We start from the raw sequence: 19,420 nt of genomic DNA, 5'->3' as shown, positions 1-19,420 counted from the left end.
CGCAACTTCCTGTTCGCCGTGCAACAGCGCGTCGACGGCGGTCGGCTCATGAACAGCTACGAATCCACGGACTGGAGCATCTCCGTGCCCATCAGCCCCTTTCGGTGTCGGTGTGCAGATGGGCCTGACCACGTCATCCGTGTGCTTGCCTTGCTTGGCCTGCTGCACCTCAGGAACAGGTTCGCCTTCACTGTCCAGTTATTGAACGCGAAGCCGCCATCCGGTCGGTGCCCCATGGTGGCGGAGGGTCACTCTGTCGCGATCTTCTCGATCGCAACAGACGGGCAACCCGTCACGGCCTTCGACCCGCATCCGTCGCGATGACCTCTGACAGAGTCGCCGACGCGCCTGATATTCCCTGCCCTCCCGGATCACATGCGGGCGTGTCTTCCAAGTAGACAGGTTCGGTCCTGGTCCAAGCTGCTTCAGCATGGTTCTCGTCGCGCTGCTCCTGCGCAAAGGAAAAGTTTGACCATCTAGAAGAACTGCAGAGCGTTCCGAGTCTCTGCCTTGCATGACTTGAGGCGACCCCTACGGAGATACGGGATTGCCGTTGATGTGGCGCCGCACGTTCTCTTACGCGCAGTAGCAGCCGCTCGATTGCCCAGCACAGTACGGTGGCGCTGCCTGACGGCGCGCCGCTGGCTGTTCGCAGCGCTCTGTTCGGCTTTCACGCCTTTCCCGTTGGACGTCCGTGGCCCGGATTTGCTGAGCGCCGCGGCACCTACAAGGCGCTTCAAGCGCCAGGAGACACCACATGAGATTCCATCTCGCCTCGCCTGGGCTGCCGCTGGCTGCCCGGGCCCGCGCCCACACCTTGAGGCCCCCGCACGTGGCGGCCGCCCTCATCCCCAAAAAAGGACGACTTCCGATGCGGTCGGTCCGGACTTCTCGTTGCGCACTGGCCGTGGCGCTGTTGCTGTGCGGCACCGTGGCGCACGCCGTGCCAGCCGGCAACGGCATCATGCAGGGCAAGGGCTTCGATGCCTGCACGGCGCCCTCGACCTCGACGATGCAGAAGTGGTGGACCAACACACCGTGGTCGTGGATCGGCATCTACATCGGCGGGAGCGTGCGCGCCTGCTCCCAGCCCAACCTGACGCCCGAGTGGCTGAACAAGACCTACGCACAGGGCTGGCGCTACGAGATCCTCTGGGTCGGCCCGCAGGCGCCCTGCACGACCTACTCCCGCCGTATCAGCTACGACAGGAACACCGCCTACCAGCAGGGCAAGACCGAAGCCATCAGCGCCTACAACAAGCTCAGGGCGCTGGGATTCGGCAATGCGCAAGGCGTGCCGGTCACCTACGACATGGAGGCCTACCCGAACAACAGCAGCTGCCGCGCCGCGGTCAAGTCGTTCATGCAAGGCTGGGTCGATCAACTCGCCGTCGCCCCGGCGCAAGTGGCAGGGGTGTATGGCTCGGGATGCGGCACCTATCTCTCCGACTTCGCCACCATGGCGCGCCCGCCGCGGTTCATCAATGCCGCCGATTGGGACAACGACCCCTCCACCTGGAACCTGTCGTGCATCAGCAGCGGCTACTGGACCAACAAGCAACGCTTCAAGCAGTACCGGGGCGACCACAACGAAACCTGGGGCGGCGTGACGCTGAACATCGACAGCAACTGCGCCAACGGCCCCACCGCCTCCGGCGGCCACCTGTTCCCCAACAGCTCGTGCATTGCGCGATGAGGCGCGGCTTGCAGCAACGAGGAGTTCCCCACATGATCCAACGTATCCCTTTCGCGACCGGCGCCCTGGCGGCGGCCGTCCTGTGTGCCGGTGCCACCGGTGCCGCCTGGGCCCAGGCCGCTGACGCAGCCGTTCCTTGGCTGGACCAGCCGGCGCCGGAGGCGGCGACGACGCTCGCTGCCGCCGCGCCGGTGGCCGACCACGACTGCGCTGCCGGCGAGATCAAGGTCACCCCCGGCCAGCAAGGCGCATGGCGCGGCTATGCGACGCAGGAGTTGCGCATCTCCAAGGTCGGACCCGGTGCTTGCGCCTTGACCGGCGCCCCGGCGCTCGCGCTCGTCGCGGGCGACGGCAAGCGGCAGGCAGCGCGCGTGCATGACGTGAATCCCGCGCTGGCCACCCGGCGTATCGAGGTGACGGAGGACGCTGACGTCGTCCTGCTGGTCGGCGCACCGGGCTCCTGTGAGGCGGCCACCGGGCCGCAGCGGCGTGTCACGCGGCAGCTGGAGATCACGCCCACCGGCGGCGGGGCGGTGGTGGTCAACGGTGTGCAGGTGGATACCCTGTGTGGGGGCGCCAGCGTCCTGCACGTCGACCAGGTGGTCGACGAGCGGCGCCGTGCTGCTCGCACCGCTGCCGCTGCGGCGGCCCGGCCACATGCGACGCTCGACGCCCTCAGCGTCAAGCTGGAGGCGCCTGCGACGGTTGCACGCGGCCAGAAGCTGCGTTACGTGGTCACGCTGACCAACGAGAGCGCGTCGCCGCTGCCGCTGTCGCCTTGTCCGGGCTACCAGCAGTCGCTGTATGTCGAGGACCGCAGTGTCGACAGTCGGCACCGGCTCAATTGCGCCGGGGCCGGTGGGCAGATCGCCCCGCACTCGAGTGTGTCGTTCGAGATGCAGGCCACCGTGCCGGCCGACTTGGCAGGCGAGCACGTCAAGCTGAGTTGGGTGTTGCGTGACGGGCCGTCCGCCGGCACGATCGCCGCACTGCGGTAACGCTGAAGGAAGGGGAAGCCGGGATGCCGGTCACCGGCAAGCACGGCATCAGCGCGGCCAGGCCCTAGGCTCTGGCCGCCGCCGTACCCTCGGCGATCTCCTGCAGCGCCGGCAGGTCGAGCACACGCAAGGTGTAGCCCTCGACCTCAGCCACCCCCTTTTCGCGCCATTGCCGCAACACCCGTGAAAAGGTTTCCGGCGTGACGGCCAGTTGCGACGCGATCGCGCGCTTGCGTTCGCGCAGCACCACGGTGGCGACCCCGCCGCCGGCACCGGCCCGGGGCTCGGCCTGCTGCAGCACCCAGGTGGCGCAGCGGGCCTCGGCATCCTTGACCATCAAGCCCAAGCGACCTTCGGTCAGCTCGCGCACGCGGCCCGACAACACGGTGATCAGCCCTTCCGCCAGGCTCGGGTGTTCTGACAAGCAGGCCCGCAGCGATGTCAGCTCGAAGCCCCACAACACGCTGGCGCTTTGGGTCCAGGCATCTTCCAGGTAATGCCCCTGCAGCCAGGCACTCGCGGCATCGACCCATTGCCCGGGTTCGACGCGCCGGGTCTGGCGCGGCGGGCGCCCCTGCTCGGCGGTGCCCAGCGCCACCTCCCCCGAGGCGAGCAGCCACAAGGTCTGCGCCGCGTCGCCGCGCGAGAACACGGGACAGGACGGCGCCAGCACGTATTCCTGCGCCAGCTGGGCCATCGCATGGGCGGCAGTGCGAGACACCCGTGCAGTGCCGAGCGCCGCGTGCAGCAGCGCGGCCCGGGCGTCGAGGGGAATGGTCCGCAGGGGCTCCGGCGGCACCAGCCGCGGGGCGTTGGGGGCGGTGCCGCGCGACGACGCGGGGCGCAGCGCAGGCAGGTCGGTGGCAATGGCGGTCGCAATGTTCACAGCAGGCTCCTCGGCACGACTGGGACTTTGGCCGTACAAGAGCCGTCCGGCGTTGCGCTGGCTCAAGGATTGCAGCCGAGCTGCCGCTGCTAACCCCCTGTGGCCGCAAGGTTTTCTCATCCGGCCGGGCGAGTCGGAACCGATGACTTTGATCCACATCAAGCAGCGCGGCAGGGGCCACCCGAGAATGCTCCCGCCAACCACTGCCTTGCCCATGTTGCCCGGACACACCTCTCCCGCTGCGAGCTTCGATCAACCTTTCGAGATGTTGGCCGCCTGCCACGAGCGGGTGCAGCGCAGCCTGGGGCTGCTCCAGCGGCTCGCGGCGCACCTGGCGGAGCACGGCAACGACTCGCCGGCACGCAGCGCCGCGGCCGACGTGCTGCGCTATTTCGATCTGGCCGCGCCGCATCACCACGAGGATGAAGAGCGCCATGTGTTCCCGGCGCTGCTGCGCTCGCCCGATGCCGCGCTGCGCGCCGCGGTCGAGCAGTTGCAACGCGACCATGCCGAGATGCGAGACCTCTGGTCGACCTTGCGGGTGGCCCTGCAAGCCGTTGCGGCGGGCGAGAGTGCTGCCTTCGACGCGCCCACGCTGGCGCTGCTGCAGCGTTTTGTCGCGCTCCACCAGGACCATCTGCGCATCGAAGACAGCCTGGTCTATCCGCAAGCACGCGCCGCGGTCGGACCCGGCAGCCTGCAGATGATGGGCGACGAGATGGCGCAACGGCGGGGCGCGACGCGGCCCGGCAGCCGGCTCAGCGGCGAGCGCGGCTGACCAGCTGCAGCACCCCTTGCAGCCGGTCTTGCTCGACCGGCTTGGTGAGGTAGTCGTCCATCCCCGCCTCGAGGCAGCGCACCCGATCGAGCGGCATCGCATGCGCCGTCAGCGCGACGATCGGGCAGTGCCAGCCGCGCGCCGCCTCCATCGCGCGGATGCGGTGCGTCAACTCGATGCCGTTCATGCCGGGTATCTGGATGTCCATGAAGATCAGGTCGAAGTCTTGCGCCTCGCACAGCGCCAGCGCTTCGGTGGCCGTCACTGCGCAGGTGACGCGGTGCCCGAGGCGGCGGATCAGGCTGGTGGCGATGAAGCGGTTGACGGCGTGGTCGTCGACCAGCAGCACATGCAGGCCGCTCTCGCCGTCGTCGCTGGCGTCGACGCTCTCCAGTTCGTCGAGGCCGCGGTAGGCGGTGGTCTCGAAACGGGTGCGCGCCTTGTCGCGCGACAGGTTGAGGCTGGGCGCGGCGGCCACGCCCCAGTCGCGGCGCAACTCGTGGTCGAGGTCGTCGGCCTGCACTCCGAGCAGCGGCAGCGTCAGGTGGAAGCGGCTGCCCTGGCCGGCTTCGCTTTCGGCCCACAGCCGCCCGCCCATGGCCTCGGCCAGCCGCCGCGAGATGGTCAGGCCGAGCCCGGTGCCGCCGAACTCGCGGGTGGTGGAGCTGTCGGCCTGGGTGAACGACTCGAAGATGCGCTCGAGTTTGTCGGCCGGAATGCCGACGCCGGTGTCGGCCACGCACACATGCAGCATCGCCGCCCCGCCCTGCCCCTCGGGCCAGGCCGACACATCGACACGGCCCTGGCGCGTGAACTTGATCGCGTTGCCGACCAGGTTGACGAGGATCTGCCGCAACCGCAGCGGGTCGGCGACCAGTTGCTCGGGCACATCGGGCGCCACCAGGCTGTGCAGCGCCAGGCCTTTCTCGCGGGCGCGCGGCTCCAGCGGCGCCACCGCTTCCTGCAGCAGCGTGCGCAGGTCGAAGGCGAGTTGCTCGACGTTCATGCGGCCGGCCTCGATGCGCGACAGGTCGAGGATGTCGTTGATGATGTTCAACAACGAGGTCGACGACGAGCGCACCAGCGTGAGGTAGCGGCGCTGGCTGTCGCTGAGCTGGGTTTCCAGCGTCAGGTCGACCAGCCCCATGATGCCGTTCATCGGCGTGCGGATCTCGTGGCTCATGTTGGCCAGGAACTCGCTCTTGGCACGGCTGGCTGCTTCGGCCGCCGTCTTGGCGTCGCGCAGCTCGCTCTCGACGCGCTTTTGCTGGGTGATGTCGGTGATCACGCCGAGCACGCCGCCGATGCCGCCTTGCGTGCCGGTGAACAGCGTCTTGCTGAAGATCACGTCGCGCACTTCGCCGGTGGGCAGCGGCAAGCGCGTCTCGTAGGTCTGGATGCCGCCCTCGGCGTACAGCGCCTCGTCGTAACGCTCTTCCTCGCGGCCGGCGTCGTCCTGGCGCAGGTCGGTCGCGGTACGTCCCAGCCAGTCTTCGCGCCGCAGCCCGAACAGCATTTCGCAGGCGCGGTTGCAGCCGATATAGCGGCCGAGACGGTCCTTGAAATAGACCGGGTTGGGAATGATCTCGACCAACTCTTCGATGAAGCGCAGCTGGTGCAGCACCTCTTCCTCGGCCACCCGCCGGTCGGTCACGTCGGTATGCGTGCCGACCACACGCAAGGGCCGGCCTTCCGCATCCTGTGCCACGGCCCGGCCGCGCGAGCGGATCCAGCGCCACTGGCCGGACTTGGTCCGCACCCGGAACTCGGCCTCGTAGTGCGGCGCTTCGCCGCGCAAGTGGGCCTGCAGGCGCTCGCGCGCTTCGATACGGTCGTCCGGCTGCATGTGCTCGCGCCACAGCGCAAGCGTCAGATCGATTTCGCCGGGGGCGTATCCGAGGATGGCCAACACGCGCGGGCTGAAGTAGGCCCGGCCTTCGGTGATGGCCCAGTCCCAGACGGCGGCATCGGCACTGTCGAGCGCCAGCTCGAGCCGCTCGCGACGGGCCTGCTCGGCTGCCAACGCCTCGCCCGCCTGGCGCGCGGCCCGCTCGTCGTCAGCCCACAGGCGCTGCAGGCTGTCGAGGTAGTCGCGCAGTCGCTCCAGGGCCTGCGCCCGTTGCGCCGGGTCGCCATGGACCACCTGCTCCCACCACGCAGGCAGTTCGCCGGGGTCGGTCAAGCCCAGCTTGTTTTGCAGCAGCCGCAGCTGCGTAGGGCCCCAGCTCATGCCAGTGGTTTCAAGAGTGAAATTAAGTCAGGAAGCGATACAAGCAAGGCCTCGGGATTGTGCCTTGCGTCCCAGCCTGCAAACCCCTGGGACGCGCGGCAACGGTAAACAGGTGTCAATACTTTGATGGCATTGATACTTTGCTACAACACCAGCACAGCCCTGAAGTCATTGACATTCGTGTACGTCGGCCCTGTGTAAAGCAACCCGCCGAGCCTTTCGAAATAGCCATAGGCATCGTGCCGGTCCAGGAAGTCTTGCGCCTTCAGGCCCTGCTGTGCGGCCTGCGCCCAGCTCTGCGGCGTCAGCAGCGCGCCGGCGTTGTCCTCCACGCCGTCGATGCCGTCGGTGTCGGCGGCCAGCATCCAGACGTTGGGTTCGCCTTGCAGGGTCAGGGCTGCACCGAGCAGGAATTCGGTGGCCCGCCCGCCCCGCCCTGCCGGGCCGGCCACGGTCACGGTGGTCTCGCCCCCGGACAACATCACGCAAGGCCGCGCAAAGGGCTGGCCGTGCCGGGCCACCTGGCGGGCGAGCGCAGCGTGCACCTGCCCCACCACCCGCGACTCGCCCTCGATCGCATCGCTCAACAGGTAGGCGGCCACGCCGGCTTGGCGTGCCGCCGCGGCCGCCGCCTCGAGGGCCTGCTGGGGAGTGGCGAGCAGGTGCACCTGGTGGCCGTCGAAGCGTGGGTCGCCGGGCTTGGGGGTTTCGAGCCGCCCGCTGTGCAATGCGGCGTGCACCGCCTGTGGCACTTCGATGCGGTAGCGCGCCAGGATGTCGAGCGCATCGGCGCAGGAGGTCGGATCGGGCACGGTGGGGCCGCTGGCGATCACCGCGGGGTCGTCGCCGGGGACGTCGGAGATCAACAGCGTCACCATGCGCGCCGGGGCGCAGCGCGCACCCAGCCGCCCACCCTTCACCGCCGACAAGTGCTTGCGCACGCAGTTGATCTCGGCGATGGTTGCGCCGCTGTGCAGCAAGGCCTGGTTGACGGCGCGCTTGTCCTGCAAGGTCACGCCCTCGGCGGGCCAGGCCAGCAGCGCCGACCCGCCGCCGGACATCAGGCACAACACCAGGTCGTCGGCACTCAGGCCGCCGGTCGCTCCGACGATGCGGCGCGCCGCCTGCAGCCCGGCGTCGTCAGGTACCGGGTGGCCGGCTTCGATCACTTCGACACGCCCACCACGGGCGCCGGGCGGGCAGTGTCCGTAGCGGGTGACGACCAGGCCCGACAGCGGCGCGTCGGAGGGCCACAGCCGGTCGACGGCGAGCGCCATCGATGCGGCCGCCTTGCCGGCGCCGATCACCAGGGTGCGCCCGCGCGGCGGCGGCGGCAGCAGCGCCGCGAGGCCGTGGTCGGGCTGGGCGCGCGCGACGGCGGTGTCGAACAGGTGGCGCAGCCATTCGGCAGGCGAGTCGAGGAGGTGGGGCATGACGGCAGGCGATCGGCAAGGCACGTGATGCACAGGAGCATGCCTCACTCGACGCCCGGCGTCGAACCACCGGGCGGGTCGGCTTGACCCTCCACGCACCAGCCTCCATGATCGCCGCACCCGCCACTGGGGGCGGACCCGAACGAGCGGCCGTCACGGCCGGCAAACCGACCACCCGATGGCGACATTCTCGAGCCTGCGCCGGCAGTTGGCGCCCTTCAGGCCACGGCTGTTGTCGGCCCTGCAAGGTTATGACCGGCATCGTCTCGCGACCGATGTCGCGGCCGGCCTGACGGTCGGCGTCGTGGCGCTCCCGCTCGCGATGGCGTTTGCGATCGCCTCGGGCGTCAAGCCCGAGCAAGGCTTGTTCACCGCCATCATCGCCGGCTTCCTTGTCTCGGCGCTGGGCGGCTCCAATGTCCAGATCGGCGGCCCGGCGGGCGCTTTCATCGTGATCGTCTACGGCATCGTGCAGCGCTACGGGCTCGGCAACCTGCTGATCGCGACCGTGCTGGCCGGTGTGCTGCAGTTCCTGCTGGGGCTGTTCAAGCTCGGTGTGCTGGTGCGCTACATCCCCGTCACCATCGTGATCGGTTTCACCAACGGCATCGCGGTGCTGATCGCGCTGTCGCAAGTGAAGGACCTGTTCGGGCTGAAGATCGGCCCGATGCCGGCCGACTTCTTCGCCCAGGTGACGCTGCTGGGCCGCCACCTGGCGTCGTTCAACGGGGTGGCCCTGGCGCTGGGGCTGACCTGTCTGGCCCTCGTCGTCGTATGGCCCAAGTTGTACCGCATGCCGAATGGCGGCCGCGGCGCACGGTGGCTGGCGCGGCTGCCCGGCACGGTGGTCGCCCTCGGGCTGGCCACCGCCGCCACCGCGGCATTCGAGCTGCCGGTCGAGACCATCGGCTCACGCTTCGGCGGCATCCCCCAGGCGCTGCCACGTTTCGAATGGCCGGGTTTCACCTGGGACGGCGTCAAGCAGTTGTTCATTCCGACCTTGACCATCGCGCTGCTCGGCTCGATCGAGTCGCTGCTGTGCGCGCGGGTGGCCGACAACCTCACCGAACTGCCGCGTCACGACCCCAACCAGGAGCTGATGGCGCAAGGCGCGGCGAATGTGGTGGCGCCGTTTTTCGGCGGCATCCCGGCCACCGGCACGATCGCCCGCACCGTGACCAACCTGCGCTCCGGGGCCACCACGCCGGTGGCCGGCATGGTGCATGCGGCCACCCTGCTGCTGGTGGTGCTGGTGGCCGCGCCGCTGGCGGCCCACGTGCCCTTGGCCGCGCTGGCCGGCATCTTGTGGTTCGTCGCCTGGAACATGGGCGAGTGGCGCGAGTTCATACGTCTGCGTCAGTTCTCGCCGCCCTACCGCATCACGCTGCTGGTGACCTTCGTGCTGACGGTGGTGTTTGATCTGACCGTCGCGGTCGAGGTGGGGCTGGCGCTCGCCTGCGTGTTCTTCATCTACCGGATGAGCACCCTGTTCCGTGTCGCACCGCTCGAGCTGCCCGGCGCACCCGAGCATGTGCAGGCGATGAGTTTGTACGGCTCGCTGTTCTTTGGCGCGGTGGCCAAGGTCGAAGCGGTGTCGCACCATCTGCGACCCGGCACGCGGGTGCTGCTGCTCGAGATGCGGCGATTGATCTCGATGGACACCACCGGCCTGGACGCGCTCGAGCAGCTGCACCGCAGCCTGTCGCGGCGCGGCGTGCGGCTGGTGCTGTGCGAGGTCAACGAGCAACCGCTCGGGCTGATGCAACGCTCGGGTTTTCTCGACCAGCTCGGCGCGGGCGGACTCGCGGCGCGACTGGCCGAAGCGGTACCCGCGGCCGAAACCCCGCACTGACACTGCGTTACACCCCTCGGGTATGCTCACGGCTGACTGCAACAAGTACGACGAGCACAGGGTGGGATTACTGGATGACCTGAAGCGCCAGGCCGAAGCGCGCCAAGCACAGCTGCAAAGCAGCGGAGCCTCTCTGGAGCGCCAGACGGCGCTGGTGGAAGGAGCCTGCACCACGGCTTTCCGCTACTGGATGGAGCTGGCCAAGCAACTCAACGTGTTGAAGCCGGTCGCCCCGGCGCGTTATGCGCTCGACGGCCGCCACGTGTTCGAACAGCTGCCGATGAGCGATTTCCGGGTCGACGCCCGCCGGCGCTCGCCCGCACCGAACGCGCCGCACGAGCACGTGCAGCTGTTCTGGCTGCTCGGCTCGGGCCGCCCGCTGGTCATCACGAAGGACTACCCGAACGAGATCGAAAAGCTGCAGACGCGGCTGCGCATGTCGGGCGTGGACTTCCACATCGAGAACATCCGCGACCCCGAGGACGGCCGCTACCTGCACACGCGCTTCGAGTTCACCGCCGACTTCACCGCCGGCGTCAAGCTGCTGCCGCAGCACGAGCAAGGCCAGGTGCAATTCCAGCTGATCAACCTGGAAGGCTTCGAGACGGCGTTGGTCGAGTTGCCCGCATTCGAAGTCAACCAGGCGGTGCTCGACGAACTCGCCAAGCTCATGCTGGGCCAGCCGAACGGCTTTTTCCAGTGCGGGCGGGTGCTGCGGCGGGGCTGACGGCGGCATAGCGCGCCGGCGTGACGCCGAAGCAGCGCCGGAACCAGTGCGAGAAATGCGCCTGGTCTGCGAAACCGCAGGCCGACGCGGTCTGCGCCAGCGCGCAGCCGTCGCGCAGCAAGGCCTTGGCGTGCGCGATGCGGGCCAGCCGGGCGTATTGCCGCGGCGTCTGCCCCAGGCCGCGGCGAAACAGCCGGTGCAGATGTTCACGTGACACACCGATCTCGCGCGCCAGCGCGGCGGGGTCGGGCAGGCTGCCGTGGCATTCCTGCAGGCGCCGGCACAACACTTCGATGCGCGGGTCGACGGCGGGCACGAGGGGCACGCCGGGCTCCCCGCCGACCGCTCCGAACAACGCCTCGGCGAGGACGTGGCGCAAGCGCTCGGCATCGGCCCCGTCGACCGCTTCAACCAGTGCCGCCCCCAGCCGGGGCGCACGGCGCACCGGCTGCCGCACCTCGGGGCGTCGGTCCGCCGGCCAGCCCAGCCATTGCGCCGCGGGCAGGGCCGGCAGATAGACCATCACCATCTCGAACACCGCCGGGCTGACACCGGCGGTGTGCAGCGCATGCGGCGGCAGCACCACCACGTCGCCTTCTTTGGCCTGCAGCAGCCGCCCCTCGCAACTGAAACGACAACTGCCGCGCCGCACCGTGCCGATGCTCCATTCGGCATGCCAGTGCGGCGCAAAACGGACGTCTGGCTCGGTGGCGAGCAGCACGTCGACGACGGTCGCCGCCGCTTCGAACGACAGCGGCACCAGCCGCGAGCGGGCGGCCCCCGGCGGCGTGCCAGCCGTCGGCCTCACGCCTGCAAGGCCCCGCGCACGGTCAGACCCAACCAGCCGGCGCTCGCGCGCGTGGCCCGCAGCGGGCCCAGCAGCGACAGCTCCTCGACCGGGTGATCGAGCCGCGTGAGCTGCGCCGAGGCCGGCTGCCAGCGCGAGTCGACGCGCCCGGTGATGTCGGAGCGCAGCAGCTCGGGCTGCGGCAGCCGCTCGGGCGTGCGCAAATCGGGCCAACCGACCAGCCCGAGCGTGGGCCGCGCCAGGAAGCCGAGCGGCTCCGCGTCGCCGGCCTCGAGTTGCAACTCGGCTTCGAGCAGCCGACGTTCCTTCACCGTCAGCCCGGCGCGCAACCGCGTGCCGGGCCGCAGCGGCGCAGCGGCCGGATGGTCGAGTGGCAAACAACGGGTCAGCGTGGTGCTGCCCAACTTCTTGGGCCAGCCCTGCAGCAGGCCGCGCAGCAGCGCGATGTCCTGGTCGACGTAGATGAACGGGCAGAAGTTGACCCGGGTGCCGTCGGCCCGCTCGATCTCCACCGTCACGATGGTTTCGCGGTACTGCGCGTAGACGGGATCGGGTGCCGCGTCGTCGCCGCTGCTGCCCGTTTGCCACTCGGCGAAGTGGACGCAGCCGCGGCCGGTCAGACGGCCGTGCCGGCGCGCCAGCAACTGCTCACCCTGTGCGACGTCGCATTCGAATTCCACGTTGAGCAGCCAGCCGGCGTAGTGCCACGGCGGCGGGCCGACCAGGGCGCTGCGGCCGGACGCGGTGTAAGGGGCGGTGAAGCTTTGGTACATGGGCAATCGGCTTTGATGGACGAAGCCGCACCTTAGCGGCACGCTGGCGGCGGCGTCTTGTACGCCAGTGACATGCGCCGCCTGGTGTCCTAGCCGCCTTGCTGCAACTCGCGCGGGTCGATGGCGCTCGCGGTGTCCAGCACCCGGCCGTCAGGGTCGAAGGTGACGCTGAAGACGCGGTTCTCGTTGCCGTCGAGGTAGCGCCAGTCCCAGACCTCTTCGTTCTTCAACGGGAACGCCTGCGCGCGCGCCGGCTTGCCGAGCAAGCGCCGCACTTGCGCCTTGTCCAGCCCGGGCGTGACCTGGGCGAACACGGCCGGCTGGAGCACCTGGCGCAGCGCGCTCATGCGGCCGTCGGCGCCGATCGTGATCATGTAGTTGCGCTGGCCTTCGGGCTGGCGCGGGTACTCCAGCGTCTTGCTGCCGTCCTCGGCGTGGTAGACCGCGGCCGGCTCGCCGAACTGCGAGCGTACGTCCGCCTCGGTGGCGACCCCTTCCTCCAGCTTGTCGACACGTGCCTTATCGCACGCGGTGAGGGCCGCCGCCGCGACGATCAGGCCGATCAGGAGTGTGCGCATCGTCGTCCCCGTTAAAATCGTGGTCGCCATTTCACCATTGCCCGGGCGAAACAGGGTTCCGAGTCTGCGTAAGCTGTCAGACCGGGGCCACGGAAACGGCCCGCTCCGACGCACAGCGTCTACAGGCAATGGTTTGCAACCGAGCCCTTCATCGACCTGCCGGCCGCGCCGGCCGTGGACACCATGCCGCTGTTCTGGAAACCCTACAAGTCCGACATCACCGAGTTCATCGAGGAACTGAAGGCCAAAAACCCGCAGCTCGAGGACGCCCAACGCGAAGGGCGCTCGCTGCTGTGGGACCGCAACCTCGACCGCGAGGCGCAGACGGCCTGGAACGAGGCCAAGGTGCCGCAGCAGCCCTACGTCTACCAGACCAAGGCGTCGAGCGACTGAGCCCGGCCGGGCCGATGTCCGCTTTGCGCCCCTTCCGTTCGACCTCACCGACAGGCACGCCGTGACCGACGAGGCCCTGGCGCCGGCCGCGCCGCCGTCTCTGCAGGACGGCGAAAACGCCCTGCCCGAGGTGGTCGACAGCATCGCCGTCGCGCGGCTGTACGGGTCGCCGCTGTTCCAGCTGCCGACGGATCTCTACATCCCGCCCGATGCGCTCGAGGTGTTCCTCGAAGCCTTCGAGGGGCCGCTGGACCTGCTGCTCTACCTGATCCGCAAGCAGAACTTCAACATCCTCGACATTCCGCTGGCCGACGTCACGCGCCAGTACCTCAGCTACGTCGACCAGATCCGCAGCCGCAACCTCGAGCTGGCCTCGGAGTATTTGCTGATGGCGGCGATGCTGATCGAGATCAAGTCGCGGATGCTGCTGCCGCCGAAGAAGACGGAGGAAGGCCAGGAGCCGGAAGACCCGCGCGCCGAACTGGTGCGCCGTCTGCTCGAATACGAGCAGATGAAGCTGGCGGCCGCCAAACTCGACCAGCTCCCGCTGTTGGGCCGCGATTTTCTGCGCGCCCAGGTCTACATCGAACAATCGATGCAGCCGCGCTTCCCGGATGTGAGCCTTCACGAACTTCAGGAGGCGTGGCTGGACATCCTCAAGCGCGCCAAGCTGACCCAGCACCACAAGATCAGCCGCGAAGAGCTGTCGGTGCGCGAGCACATGAGCATGGTGTTGCGCACCCTGCAGGGCCGCCGTTTCGTCGAGTTCCAGGATCTGTTCGAGCCCAGCCGCGGGCCCCAGGTGTTGGTGGTCACCTTCATCGCGATGCTCGAGCTGGCACGCGAGCGGCTGCTCGAAATCACCCAGGCCGAAGCGTTCGCGCCGATCTACGTCCGGCTCGCCTACCAGCCCGCCTGACGCGCCACCGTCAGCGCGGTTGCGAACGGTCGTTCGGAAAGCCCTAGAATCCGCGCACTTTGTCACAGTGAGGCGCTTGATGAGCAGCCACGCCACCCCGACCCCCACCGACCCGACCGCGCGCAAGCCGTTGACACTGCACCGGCTGCGTGAAATGCACGCCGCGGGCGAGAAAATCGCGATGTTGACCTGCTACGACAGCAGTTTCGCGCGGCTGCTCGACGACGCGGGCGTCGACTGCCTGCTGGTCGGGGACTCGCTGGGCATGGTGTTGCAAGGCCAGTCCAGCACCTTGCCGGTGACGCTGGAAGAGGTGGCGTACCACACCCGGGCCGTGGCGCGCGGCAACCGCAGCGCCTGGCTGATCGCCGACCTGCCCTTCGGCAGCTACCAGGAATCGAAGGAACAGGCACTGCGCAGCAGCGTCGAGCTGATGCGCGCCGGCGCCCAGATGGTCAAGCTCGAGGGCGGCGGCTGGACCGCCGAGGCGGTGGACTTTTTGGTGCAACGCGGCATTCCGGTGTGCGCGCACCTCGGCCTCACGCCGCAAAGCGTGCACGCCTTCGGCGGCTACCGCGTGCAAGGCCGCGACGAATCGGGCGCTGCGGTGCTGAAGCGGCACGCAGCGGAACTGGCCGACGCCGGCGCCGCGATGCTCGTGCTCGAGCTGGTGCCGTCGGCGCTCGCCGAGGAAGTCTCGGCGTCGAACCCGGGGCTGATGACCATCGGCATCGGCGCCGGCCCGGTATGTGCTGGGCAGGTGCTGGTGCTGCACGACATGCTGAACGTGACGCGCGGCAAGCTGCCCCGCTTCGTCCGCAACTTCATGGCCGATGCGAGCAGCATCGACGAGGCCGTGCGCGCCTATGTGCGCGACGTCAAGAACGGCCGCTTCCCCGACCCGCAACTGCATACCTACTGATTTCTCACCACCAACATCATGCGCATCGTCCACACCATCAGTGAACTGCGGCAGGCCCTGGCCGGCACGACCAAGACCGCCTTCGTTCCGACGATGGGGAATCTGCACGAGGGCCACCTCTCGCTCGTCAAGCTCGCCAAGGAACACGGCGGGCCGGTGGTCGCGAGCGTCTTCGTCAACCGGCTGCAGTTCGCGCCGCACGAAGATTTCGACACCTACCCCCGCACCTTCGAACGCGATTGCGACCTGCTGCGCAGCGTTGGCTGCAACGTGGTGTTCGCGCCGTCCGAGGAAGAGCTCTATCCCGAGCCGCAGGTGTTCCGCATCGTCCCGCCGCCCGAGCTGGACACCATCCTCGAAGGCGAGTTCCGGCCCGGCTTCTTCACCGGCGTCAGCACCGTGGTGCTGAAGTTGTTCAACTGCGTGCAGCCGCGCTTCGCGGTGTTCGGCAAGAAGGACTACCAGCAGCTGATGGTGGTCCGGCGCATGGTGCAGCAACTCGCGTTGCCGATCGACATCGTGGCCGGCGACACCACCCGGGCCGAAGACGGCCTGGCACTGTCGTCTCGCAACAGCTACCTGTCACCCGCGGAGCGGGCCGAAGCGCCGCAGCTGGCGATGACGTTGCGCCATGTGCAGCTGTCGCTGCGCAACGGCCAGCCGGATGCGGCCGAACTCGAGCGTGAGGCGATGGACATGCTGCGCCAGCGCGGCTGGGCGCCCGATTACGTCGCGGTGCGCCGGCGCAGCGACCTGGGCGTGCCGACCGCGGAACAGCGCGCGGCCGGCGAACCGCTGGTGGTGCTGGCGGCCGCCAAGCTGGGCGGCACTCGGCTGATCGACAACTTCGAAGTCTGAGGCCGCCGGGGCCGGGCCTGTATGGGAGCCTAGATGGCCCCGACGCTGCCCGTCACCGGCAGCACGATGCCGGTGATGTAGGCCGAGCACACCGGCGACGCCAGGAAGACATACGCCGGCGACAGCTCCTCGGGCTGGGCCGCGCGTTTCATCGCCGTCTGCTTGCCGAACTCCTTGATCTTCTCGGGCGGCGAATCGGCCGGGTTCAGCGGCGTCCACACCGGCCCCGGCGCCACCGCATTGACGCGGATGCCCTTGTCGACCAGGTTCTGCGCGAGGGCCTTGGTGAAGGCATGGATCGCCCCCTTGGTGGTCGAGTAGTCGAGCAGCTTGGGGCTGCCCTGCAGGCCGGTCACCGAGCCGGTGTTGATGATCGACGCGCCTTCGTTCAAGTGCGGCAGTGCGGCCTTGGCCATGTGGAAATAGCCGTAGACGTTGGTGCGCAAGGTTTCGTCGAAGCGCTCCTCGGTGATGTCGACGAGCGATTCGGCGTGTTCCTGGAAGGCGGCGTTGTTGACCAGCACGTCGAGCTTGCCGAAGGTCGCCACGGTTTTTTCGACCGCCTGCTTGCAGAACGCCGGGTCCTTCACGTCGCCCGGGATCAACAGGCAGGCGCGCCCTTCCCGCTCGACGTACCGCTTGGTCTCCTCGGCGTCTTCATGCTCGTTGAGGTAGACGATCGCAACGTCGGCGCCTTCGCGCGCAAACAGCACCGCCACCGCCCGACCGATGCCGGAGTCGCCACCGGTGATCAGGGCCGCCATGTCCTGCAGCTTGTGGCTGCCCTGATAGTCGGGAGCCTCGAAGCGCGGCTTGAGTTCCAGCTCGGCTTCCAGCCCCGGTTTGTCGAGGTGCTGACCCGGCAACTCGCCGGGCTGTTCGCGGGCGCCGGCCTGCACCGGCTGCGACGGCTGGGAGCCGCCGCCCTGCTTCGATTGCGCCTGGTCCAACTGGTCCTGGCCGCGCTGCAATTCGCGCTGCTTGTCGGCCACTGCTTCGACGTCGCCGGCGGAGTCTAGGTTGTCATCTGCCATGGTGGTTCACCTTTGCTGATGGACTTTAGGCGCGGCAGGCGCCGCGCCCCCGTCGAACGTCGTCAGCGCGGCATGCGGCTGGCCTTGCCCGAGGCAGAGCCACCCCCAGCGGCGCCGCTCGCCTGCGAGTTGCCGGAGCGGTCGGGTTCGGCCGGTTCGGAAATGCCTTCCAGGGCCTGCGCCGCGTCTTCGCCGCTGACCTTGGCCGCCACGTCGCCGAGCGACAGGATGCCGACCACGTGCTGCTCGCGGTCCATCACCGGCACGCGGCGGATCTGCACGTCGCGCATCTGCTCGACCACTTCCTCCACCTCTTGGTCTTCGAAACACCATTGCACGTCGGTGCTCATCACCTCGGTCAGCGAAGTGCTGTCGGCGGGACGCCCCTGCGCCACGCCACGCACGGTGATGTCACGGTCGGTCACCATGCCGACAAGGCGGTCGCCGTCGCACACCGGCACCGCGCCGACGTTGAGTTCGTCCATCGCCTGGGCCGCCAGCAGCAGGGAATCGGTGGGGGCCATCGTGCGCACGCCACGGGTCATCACTTGGGAAACTTGGGTCATGAAAGCGCTCCTGTTGGTTGGGTTCACACCCGGAGTCCAGCAAATGCTGTACCCCTGCGCCCGTCCCTGCTGAGGCCGCCAGCGTGCCGCGCCGGCCGTCCCGCGGCCACAATCCGGCCACCATGGCGACGTTTCGCTTCTATGCAGAGTTGAATGATTTTCTGGCGCCCGCGCGCCGCGGCGTCGCGTTCGAGCATGCCACCTCGCCCCACGAAAGCCTCAAGCATGCAGTCGAATCGCTGGGCGTGCCGCACACCGAGGTGGCGCTGGTGCTGTTGAACGGGGAGCCGACGCCGCTCGAGCGGCGCTCAGTCGCCGCCGGAGACCGTATTGCGGTCTATCCGCAATGGCACCTCGCCGGCGTGTGCGGGAGCGCCGACGAGGTGGATGAACCCCGCTTCATTTGCGATGCCCACCTCGGGCGTTTGGCGCGCTACCTGCGGTTCGCCGGCTACGACACGCTTTACCGCAACGCCTGGCAGGATGTGGAGCTGGTAGCACTGGCACGGGCCGAGACCCGCATCGTGCTCACGCGCGACCGCGACCTGCTGATGCACCGCGACGTGGTGCACGGGTGTTATCTGCGCGCGGTGGAGCCCTTGCAGCAACTGCAGGAATTGCAGCGACGGCTGGGACTGTCGGCGCACGAAGCGGGGACGGGCAGCCGTTGCCTGCTGTGCAACGCGGTGCTGGAGACGATCGACAAAGCCGCGGTGGCGGGACGGGTGCCTCCGCGCACGTTCGCGCACTTCGAGCAGTACTGGCGCTGTCCGTGCTGCGAGCGGGTCTATTGGCGCGGCTCTCACTGGGAGCGCATGAGCGCCGCCCGGCCGCCCGAAGGCGCTCGCTCCGGAGTGCGATAGCACGAAGGTCAGTCAACTGGCGCCGCCCGGCCGCCCGAAGGCGCTCGCTCCGGAGTGCGGTAGCACGAAGGTCAGTCAACTGGCGCCGCCCGGCCGCCCGAAGGCGCTCGCTCCGGAGTGCGGTAGCACGAAGGTCAGTCAACTGGCGCCGCCCGGCCGCCCGAAGGCGCTCGCACCGCAGTGCACCAGCACGAAGGTTAGGCTATGAGCGACGTGCTGGGTCTCGGTGTCAGTGGCGACGCAGATCGAAGGCGCGCTTGAGCAGATAGCTGCCGGCCAACAGACCGCCCGCCGTCATCAGCAGCGCGCCGGTGGGCATCGCGCGGGCCGCGTTAGCGGCCATCTCGCCAGCGTGCGGCGCCGCCAGTTGCAGGCGGCGCTTGGTCATGGCCGCGCCCAGTTCGTTGAGACGGTCCTTGAGCAGCGTCTCGGCGGCCGGCAGCAACACGGTTTCTTCGTCTGCCACATGGTGCGTGACGTCGCGCATCAGCTCCATGAAGACGTTGTCGAAGTTGGCGTCGGTCGGCTCCATCGAACGCAGCTGCTCGATCAGGCGGCGCATCTCGTCGTGTTCGGGCTTGCTCTTGGCCAGCACGTCGTTGTCACTGGCCACCTCACGCAGGGCCGGATAGAAGATTTCTTCTTCCAGCTGCGCGTGGATCTCGAGCGCGAGGCACACAGTGTTCACGATCGCGCGCTTCTTGTCGGGCGACGCATCGGCCTCGTACTTGTGAAAGGTTGTCAGCGTGTGGGTGTGGTCGAGCCGGATCATCTTGGTGATGCTCGGCGACATCTTGCTCAGCATGGGGTTCATCGCGGGGTCCTTGAATGTGTTGTGGGATCCCAGCTGCAGCAACCGGTGTTCCCTTGCCGGTGGCCTTACCAGCCCTGCGCTCCGCTGCAGGCGAGCGAAAACGCCTCGGCGGCGCGCTCCGGGCAGTGCTGACCGCCGTACTCCTGCCAGGCCATCGCCGCCCACTCGAGCGCATCCTGGCGCTGGTCGGTTTCGTTGTGCGCCAGCAGGCGGGCGGCAAAACGTTCGATCCAGTGGGCCTTTTGCGTGTGCATGTCCATCTCGGTGCTTCCTCACGTGTGTTGGTGTTGAC

At 68.5% G+C, this 19,420-nt stretch carries 20 protein-coding genes; 10 read left to right on the top strand and 10 right to left on the bottom strand.

Going from position 1 to position 19,420, the window contains the following annotated elements; all coding sequences use genetic code 11:
* Window positions 1-757 precede the first annotated feature (757 nt).
* On the top strand, window positions 758-1,696 hold the full coding sequence (locus tag AAW51_RS06660; protein ID WP_083438128.1) for a DUF1906 domain-containing protein: 939 nt from the start codon (window positions 758-760) through the stop codon (window positions 1,694-1,696).
* A gap of 32 nt (window positions 1,697-1,728) precedes the next feature.
* Complete coding sequence (locus tag AAW51_RS06655) at window positions 1,729-2,694, top strand: hypothetical protein (RefSeq protein WP_047193980.1); 966 nt, start codon at window positions 1,729-1,731, stop codon at window positions 2,692-2,694.
* Window positions 2,695-2,758: 64 nt separating this feature from the next.
* On the opposite strand, the gene AAW51_RS06650 is transcribed toward AAW51_RS06655, so the two are convergent.
* Window positions 2,759-3,580, bottom strand: coding sequence for a Crp/Fnr family transcriptional regulator (locus tag AAW51_RS06650; RefSeq protein WP_053013387.1), 822 nt, complete (start codon window positions 3,578-3,580; stop codon window positions 2,759-2,761).
* A gap of 214 nt (window positions 3,581-3,794) precedes the next feature.
* On the opposite strand from AAW51_RS06650, the gene AAW51_RS06645 reads away from it, so the two are divergent.
* A complete protein-coding gene (locus AAW51_RS06645; protein ID WP_047193979.1) occupies window positions 3,795-4,358 on the top strand; it encodes a hemerythrin domain-containing protein in 564 nt (187 codons plus the stop codon).
* Here the strand turns inward: AAW51_RS06645 and AAW51_RS06640 are convergent.
* The gene (locus tag AAW51_RS06640; protein WP_047193978.1) at window positions 4,339-6,588 is read right to left on the bottom strand and encodes a hybrid sensor histidine kinase/response regulator; all 2,250 of its coding nucleotides are present in this window, start codon (window positions 6,586-6,588) and stop codon (window positions 4,339-4,341) included. The genes AAW51_RS06645 and AAW51_RS06640 overlap by 20 nt on opposite strands.
* Before the next feature lie 143 nt (window positions 6,589-6,731).
* Entirely contained in the window at window positions 6,732-8,021 is a 1,290-nt protein-coding gene (locus tag AAW51_RS06635) for a glycerate kinase type-2 family protein (RefSeq protein WP_047193977.1), read from the bottom strand.
* Between the two features lie 178 nt (window positions 8,022-8,199).
* On the opposite strand from AAW51_RS06635, the gene AAW51_RS06630 reads away from it, so the two are divergent.
* Window positions 8,200-9,873, top strand: a complete 1,674-nt coding sequence (locus tag AAW51_RS06630) for a SulP family inorganic anion transporter (RefSeq protein WP_047193976.1) — start codon at window positions 8,200-8,202, stop codon at window positions 9,871-9,873.
* A gap of 61 nt (window positions 9,874-9,934) precedes the next feature.
* On the top strand, window positions 9,935-10,600 hold the full coding sequence (locus AAW51_RS06625) for a hypothetical protein (protein WP_157359646.1): 666 nt from the start codon (window positions 9,935-9,937) through the stop codon (window positions 10,598-10,600).
* On the opposite strand, the gene AAW51_RS06620 is transcribed toward AAW51_RS06625, so the two are convergent.
* The 3 genes from AAW51_RS06620 to bamE all read right to left on the bottom strand — a co-directional run bounded on the left by AAW51_RS06620 (window position 10,542) and on the right by bamE (window position 12,759).
* The gene (locus AAW51_RS06620; protein ID WP_169787990.1) at window positions 10,542-11,408 is read right to left on the bottom strand and encodes a helix-turn-helix transcriptional regulator; all 867 of its coding nucleotides are present in this window, start codon (window positions 11,406-11,408) and stop codon (window positions 10,542-10,544) included. The genes AAW51_RS06625 and AAW51_RS06620 overlap by 59 nt on opposite strands.
* Window positions 11,405-12,181, bottom strand: a complete 777-nt coding sequence (locus AAW51_RS06615) for an acetoacetate decarboxylase family protein (RefSeq protein ID WP_047193973.1) — start codon at window positions 12,179-12,181, stop codon at window positions 11,405-11,407. The genes AAW51_RS06620 and AAW51_RS06615 overlap by 4 nt, the downstream gene beginning before the upstream one ends.
* An 89-nt stretch (window positions 12,182-12,270) precedes the next feature.
* On the bottom strand, window positions 12,271-12,759 hold the full coding sequence (bamE, locus tag AAW51_RS06610; protein WP_047193972.1) for an outer membrane protein assembly factor BamE domain-containing protein: 489 nt from the start codon (window positions 12,757-12,759) through the stop codon (window positions 12,271-12,273).
* 183 nt (window positions 12,760-12,942) lie between these two features.
* On the opposite strand from bamE, the gene AAW51_RS06605 reads away from it, so the two are divergent.
* From AAW51_RS06605 to panC, 4 genes are all read left to right on the top strand, one after another.
* Entirely contained in the window at window positions 12,943-13,152 is a 210-nt protein-coding gene (locus AAW51_RS06605; protein ID WP_047193971.1) for a DUF3460 family protein, read from the top strand.
* A gap of 61 nt (window positions 13,153-13,213) precedes the next feature.
* Complete coding sequence (locus AAW51_RS06600) at window positions 13,214-14,071, top strand: segregation and condensation protein A (protein WP_083438125.1); 858 nt, start codon at window positions 13,214-13,216, stop codon at window positions 14,069-14,071.
* A gap of 79 nt (window positions 14,072-14,150) precedes the next feature.
* On the top strand, window positions 14,151-14,993 hold the full coding sequence (panB, locus tag AAW51_RS06595) for a 3-methyl-2-oxobutanoate hydroxymethyltransferase (RefSeq protein WP_047193970.1): 843 nt from the start codon (window positions 14,151-14,153) through the stop codon (window positions 14,991-14,993).
* Window positions 14,994-15,011: 18 nt separating this feature from the next.
* Window positions 15,012-15,851: a pantoate--beta-alanine ligase gene (panC, locus tag AAW51_RS06590; protein WP_047193969.1), complete on the top strand. Its 840-nt coding sequence runs from the start codon at window positions 15,012-15,014 to the stop codon at window positions 15,849-15,851.
* A gap of 29 nt (window positions 15,852-15,880) precedes the next feature.
* Here the strand turns inward: panC and AAW51_RS06585 are convergent, their stop codons facing one another.
* Together AAW51_RS06585 and AAW51_RS06580 are read right to left on the bottom strand one after the other, a co-directional pair.
* Window positions 15,881-16,885, bottom strand: coding sequence for an SDR family oxidoreductase (locus AAW51_RS06585; RefSeq protein WP_047193968.1), 1,005 nt, complete (start codon window positions 16,883-16,885; stop codon window positions 15,881-15,883).
* A gap of 62 nt (window positions 16,886-16,947) precedes the next feature.
* A complete protein-coding gene (locus AAW51_RS06580; protein WP_047193967.1) occupies window positions 16,948-17,451 on the bottom strand; it encodes a CBS domain-containing protein in 504 nt (167 codons plus the stop codon).
* 122 nt (window positions 17,452-17,573) lie between these two features.
* Between AAW51_RS06580 and AAW51_RS06575 the strand changes: the two genes are divergently transcribed.
* Complete coding sequence (locus AAW51_RS06575) at window positions 17,574-18,314, top strand: Mut7-C RNAse domain-containing protein (RefSeq protein WP_047193966.1); 741 nt, start codon at window positions 17,574-17,576, stop codon at window positions 18,312-18,314.
* A gap of 229 nt (window positions 18,315-18,543) precedes the next feature.
* On the opposite strand, the gene AAW51_RS06570 is transcribed toward AAW51_RS06575, so the two are convergent.
* Both AAW51_RS06570 and AAW51_RS06565 read right to left on the bottom strand, forming a co-directional pair.
* The gene (locus tag AAW51_RS06570; protein WP_047193965.1) at window positions 18,544-19,128 is read right to left on the bottom strand and encodes a hemerythrin domain-containing protein; all 585 of its coding nucleotides are present in this window, start codon (window positions 19,126-19,128) and stop codon (window positions 18,544-18,546) included.
* 65 nt (window positions 19,129-19,193) lie between these two features.
* The gene (locus tag AAW51_RS06565) at window positions 19,194-19,388 is read right to left on the bottom strand and encodes a hypothetical protein (RefSeq protein WP_047193964.1); all 195 of its coding nucleotides are present in this window, start codon (window positions 19,386-19,388) and stop codon (window positions 19,194-19,196) included.
* Window positions 19,389-19,420: the final 32 nt, after the last annotated feature.

It is taken from the genome of Caldimonas brevitalea (genome assembly GCF_001017435.1).
Classification (GTDB): Bacteria; Pseudomonadota; Gammaproteobacteria; order Burkholderiales; family Burkholderiaceae_C; genus Caldimonas; species Caldimonas brevitalea.
The sequence above is the reverse complement of the archived record's forward strand: the minus strand, read 5'-3'. Positions and strand labels throughout refer to the sequence as shown.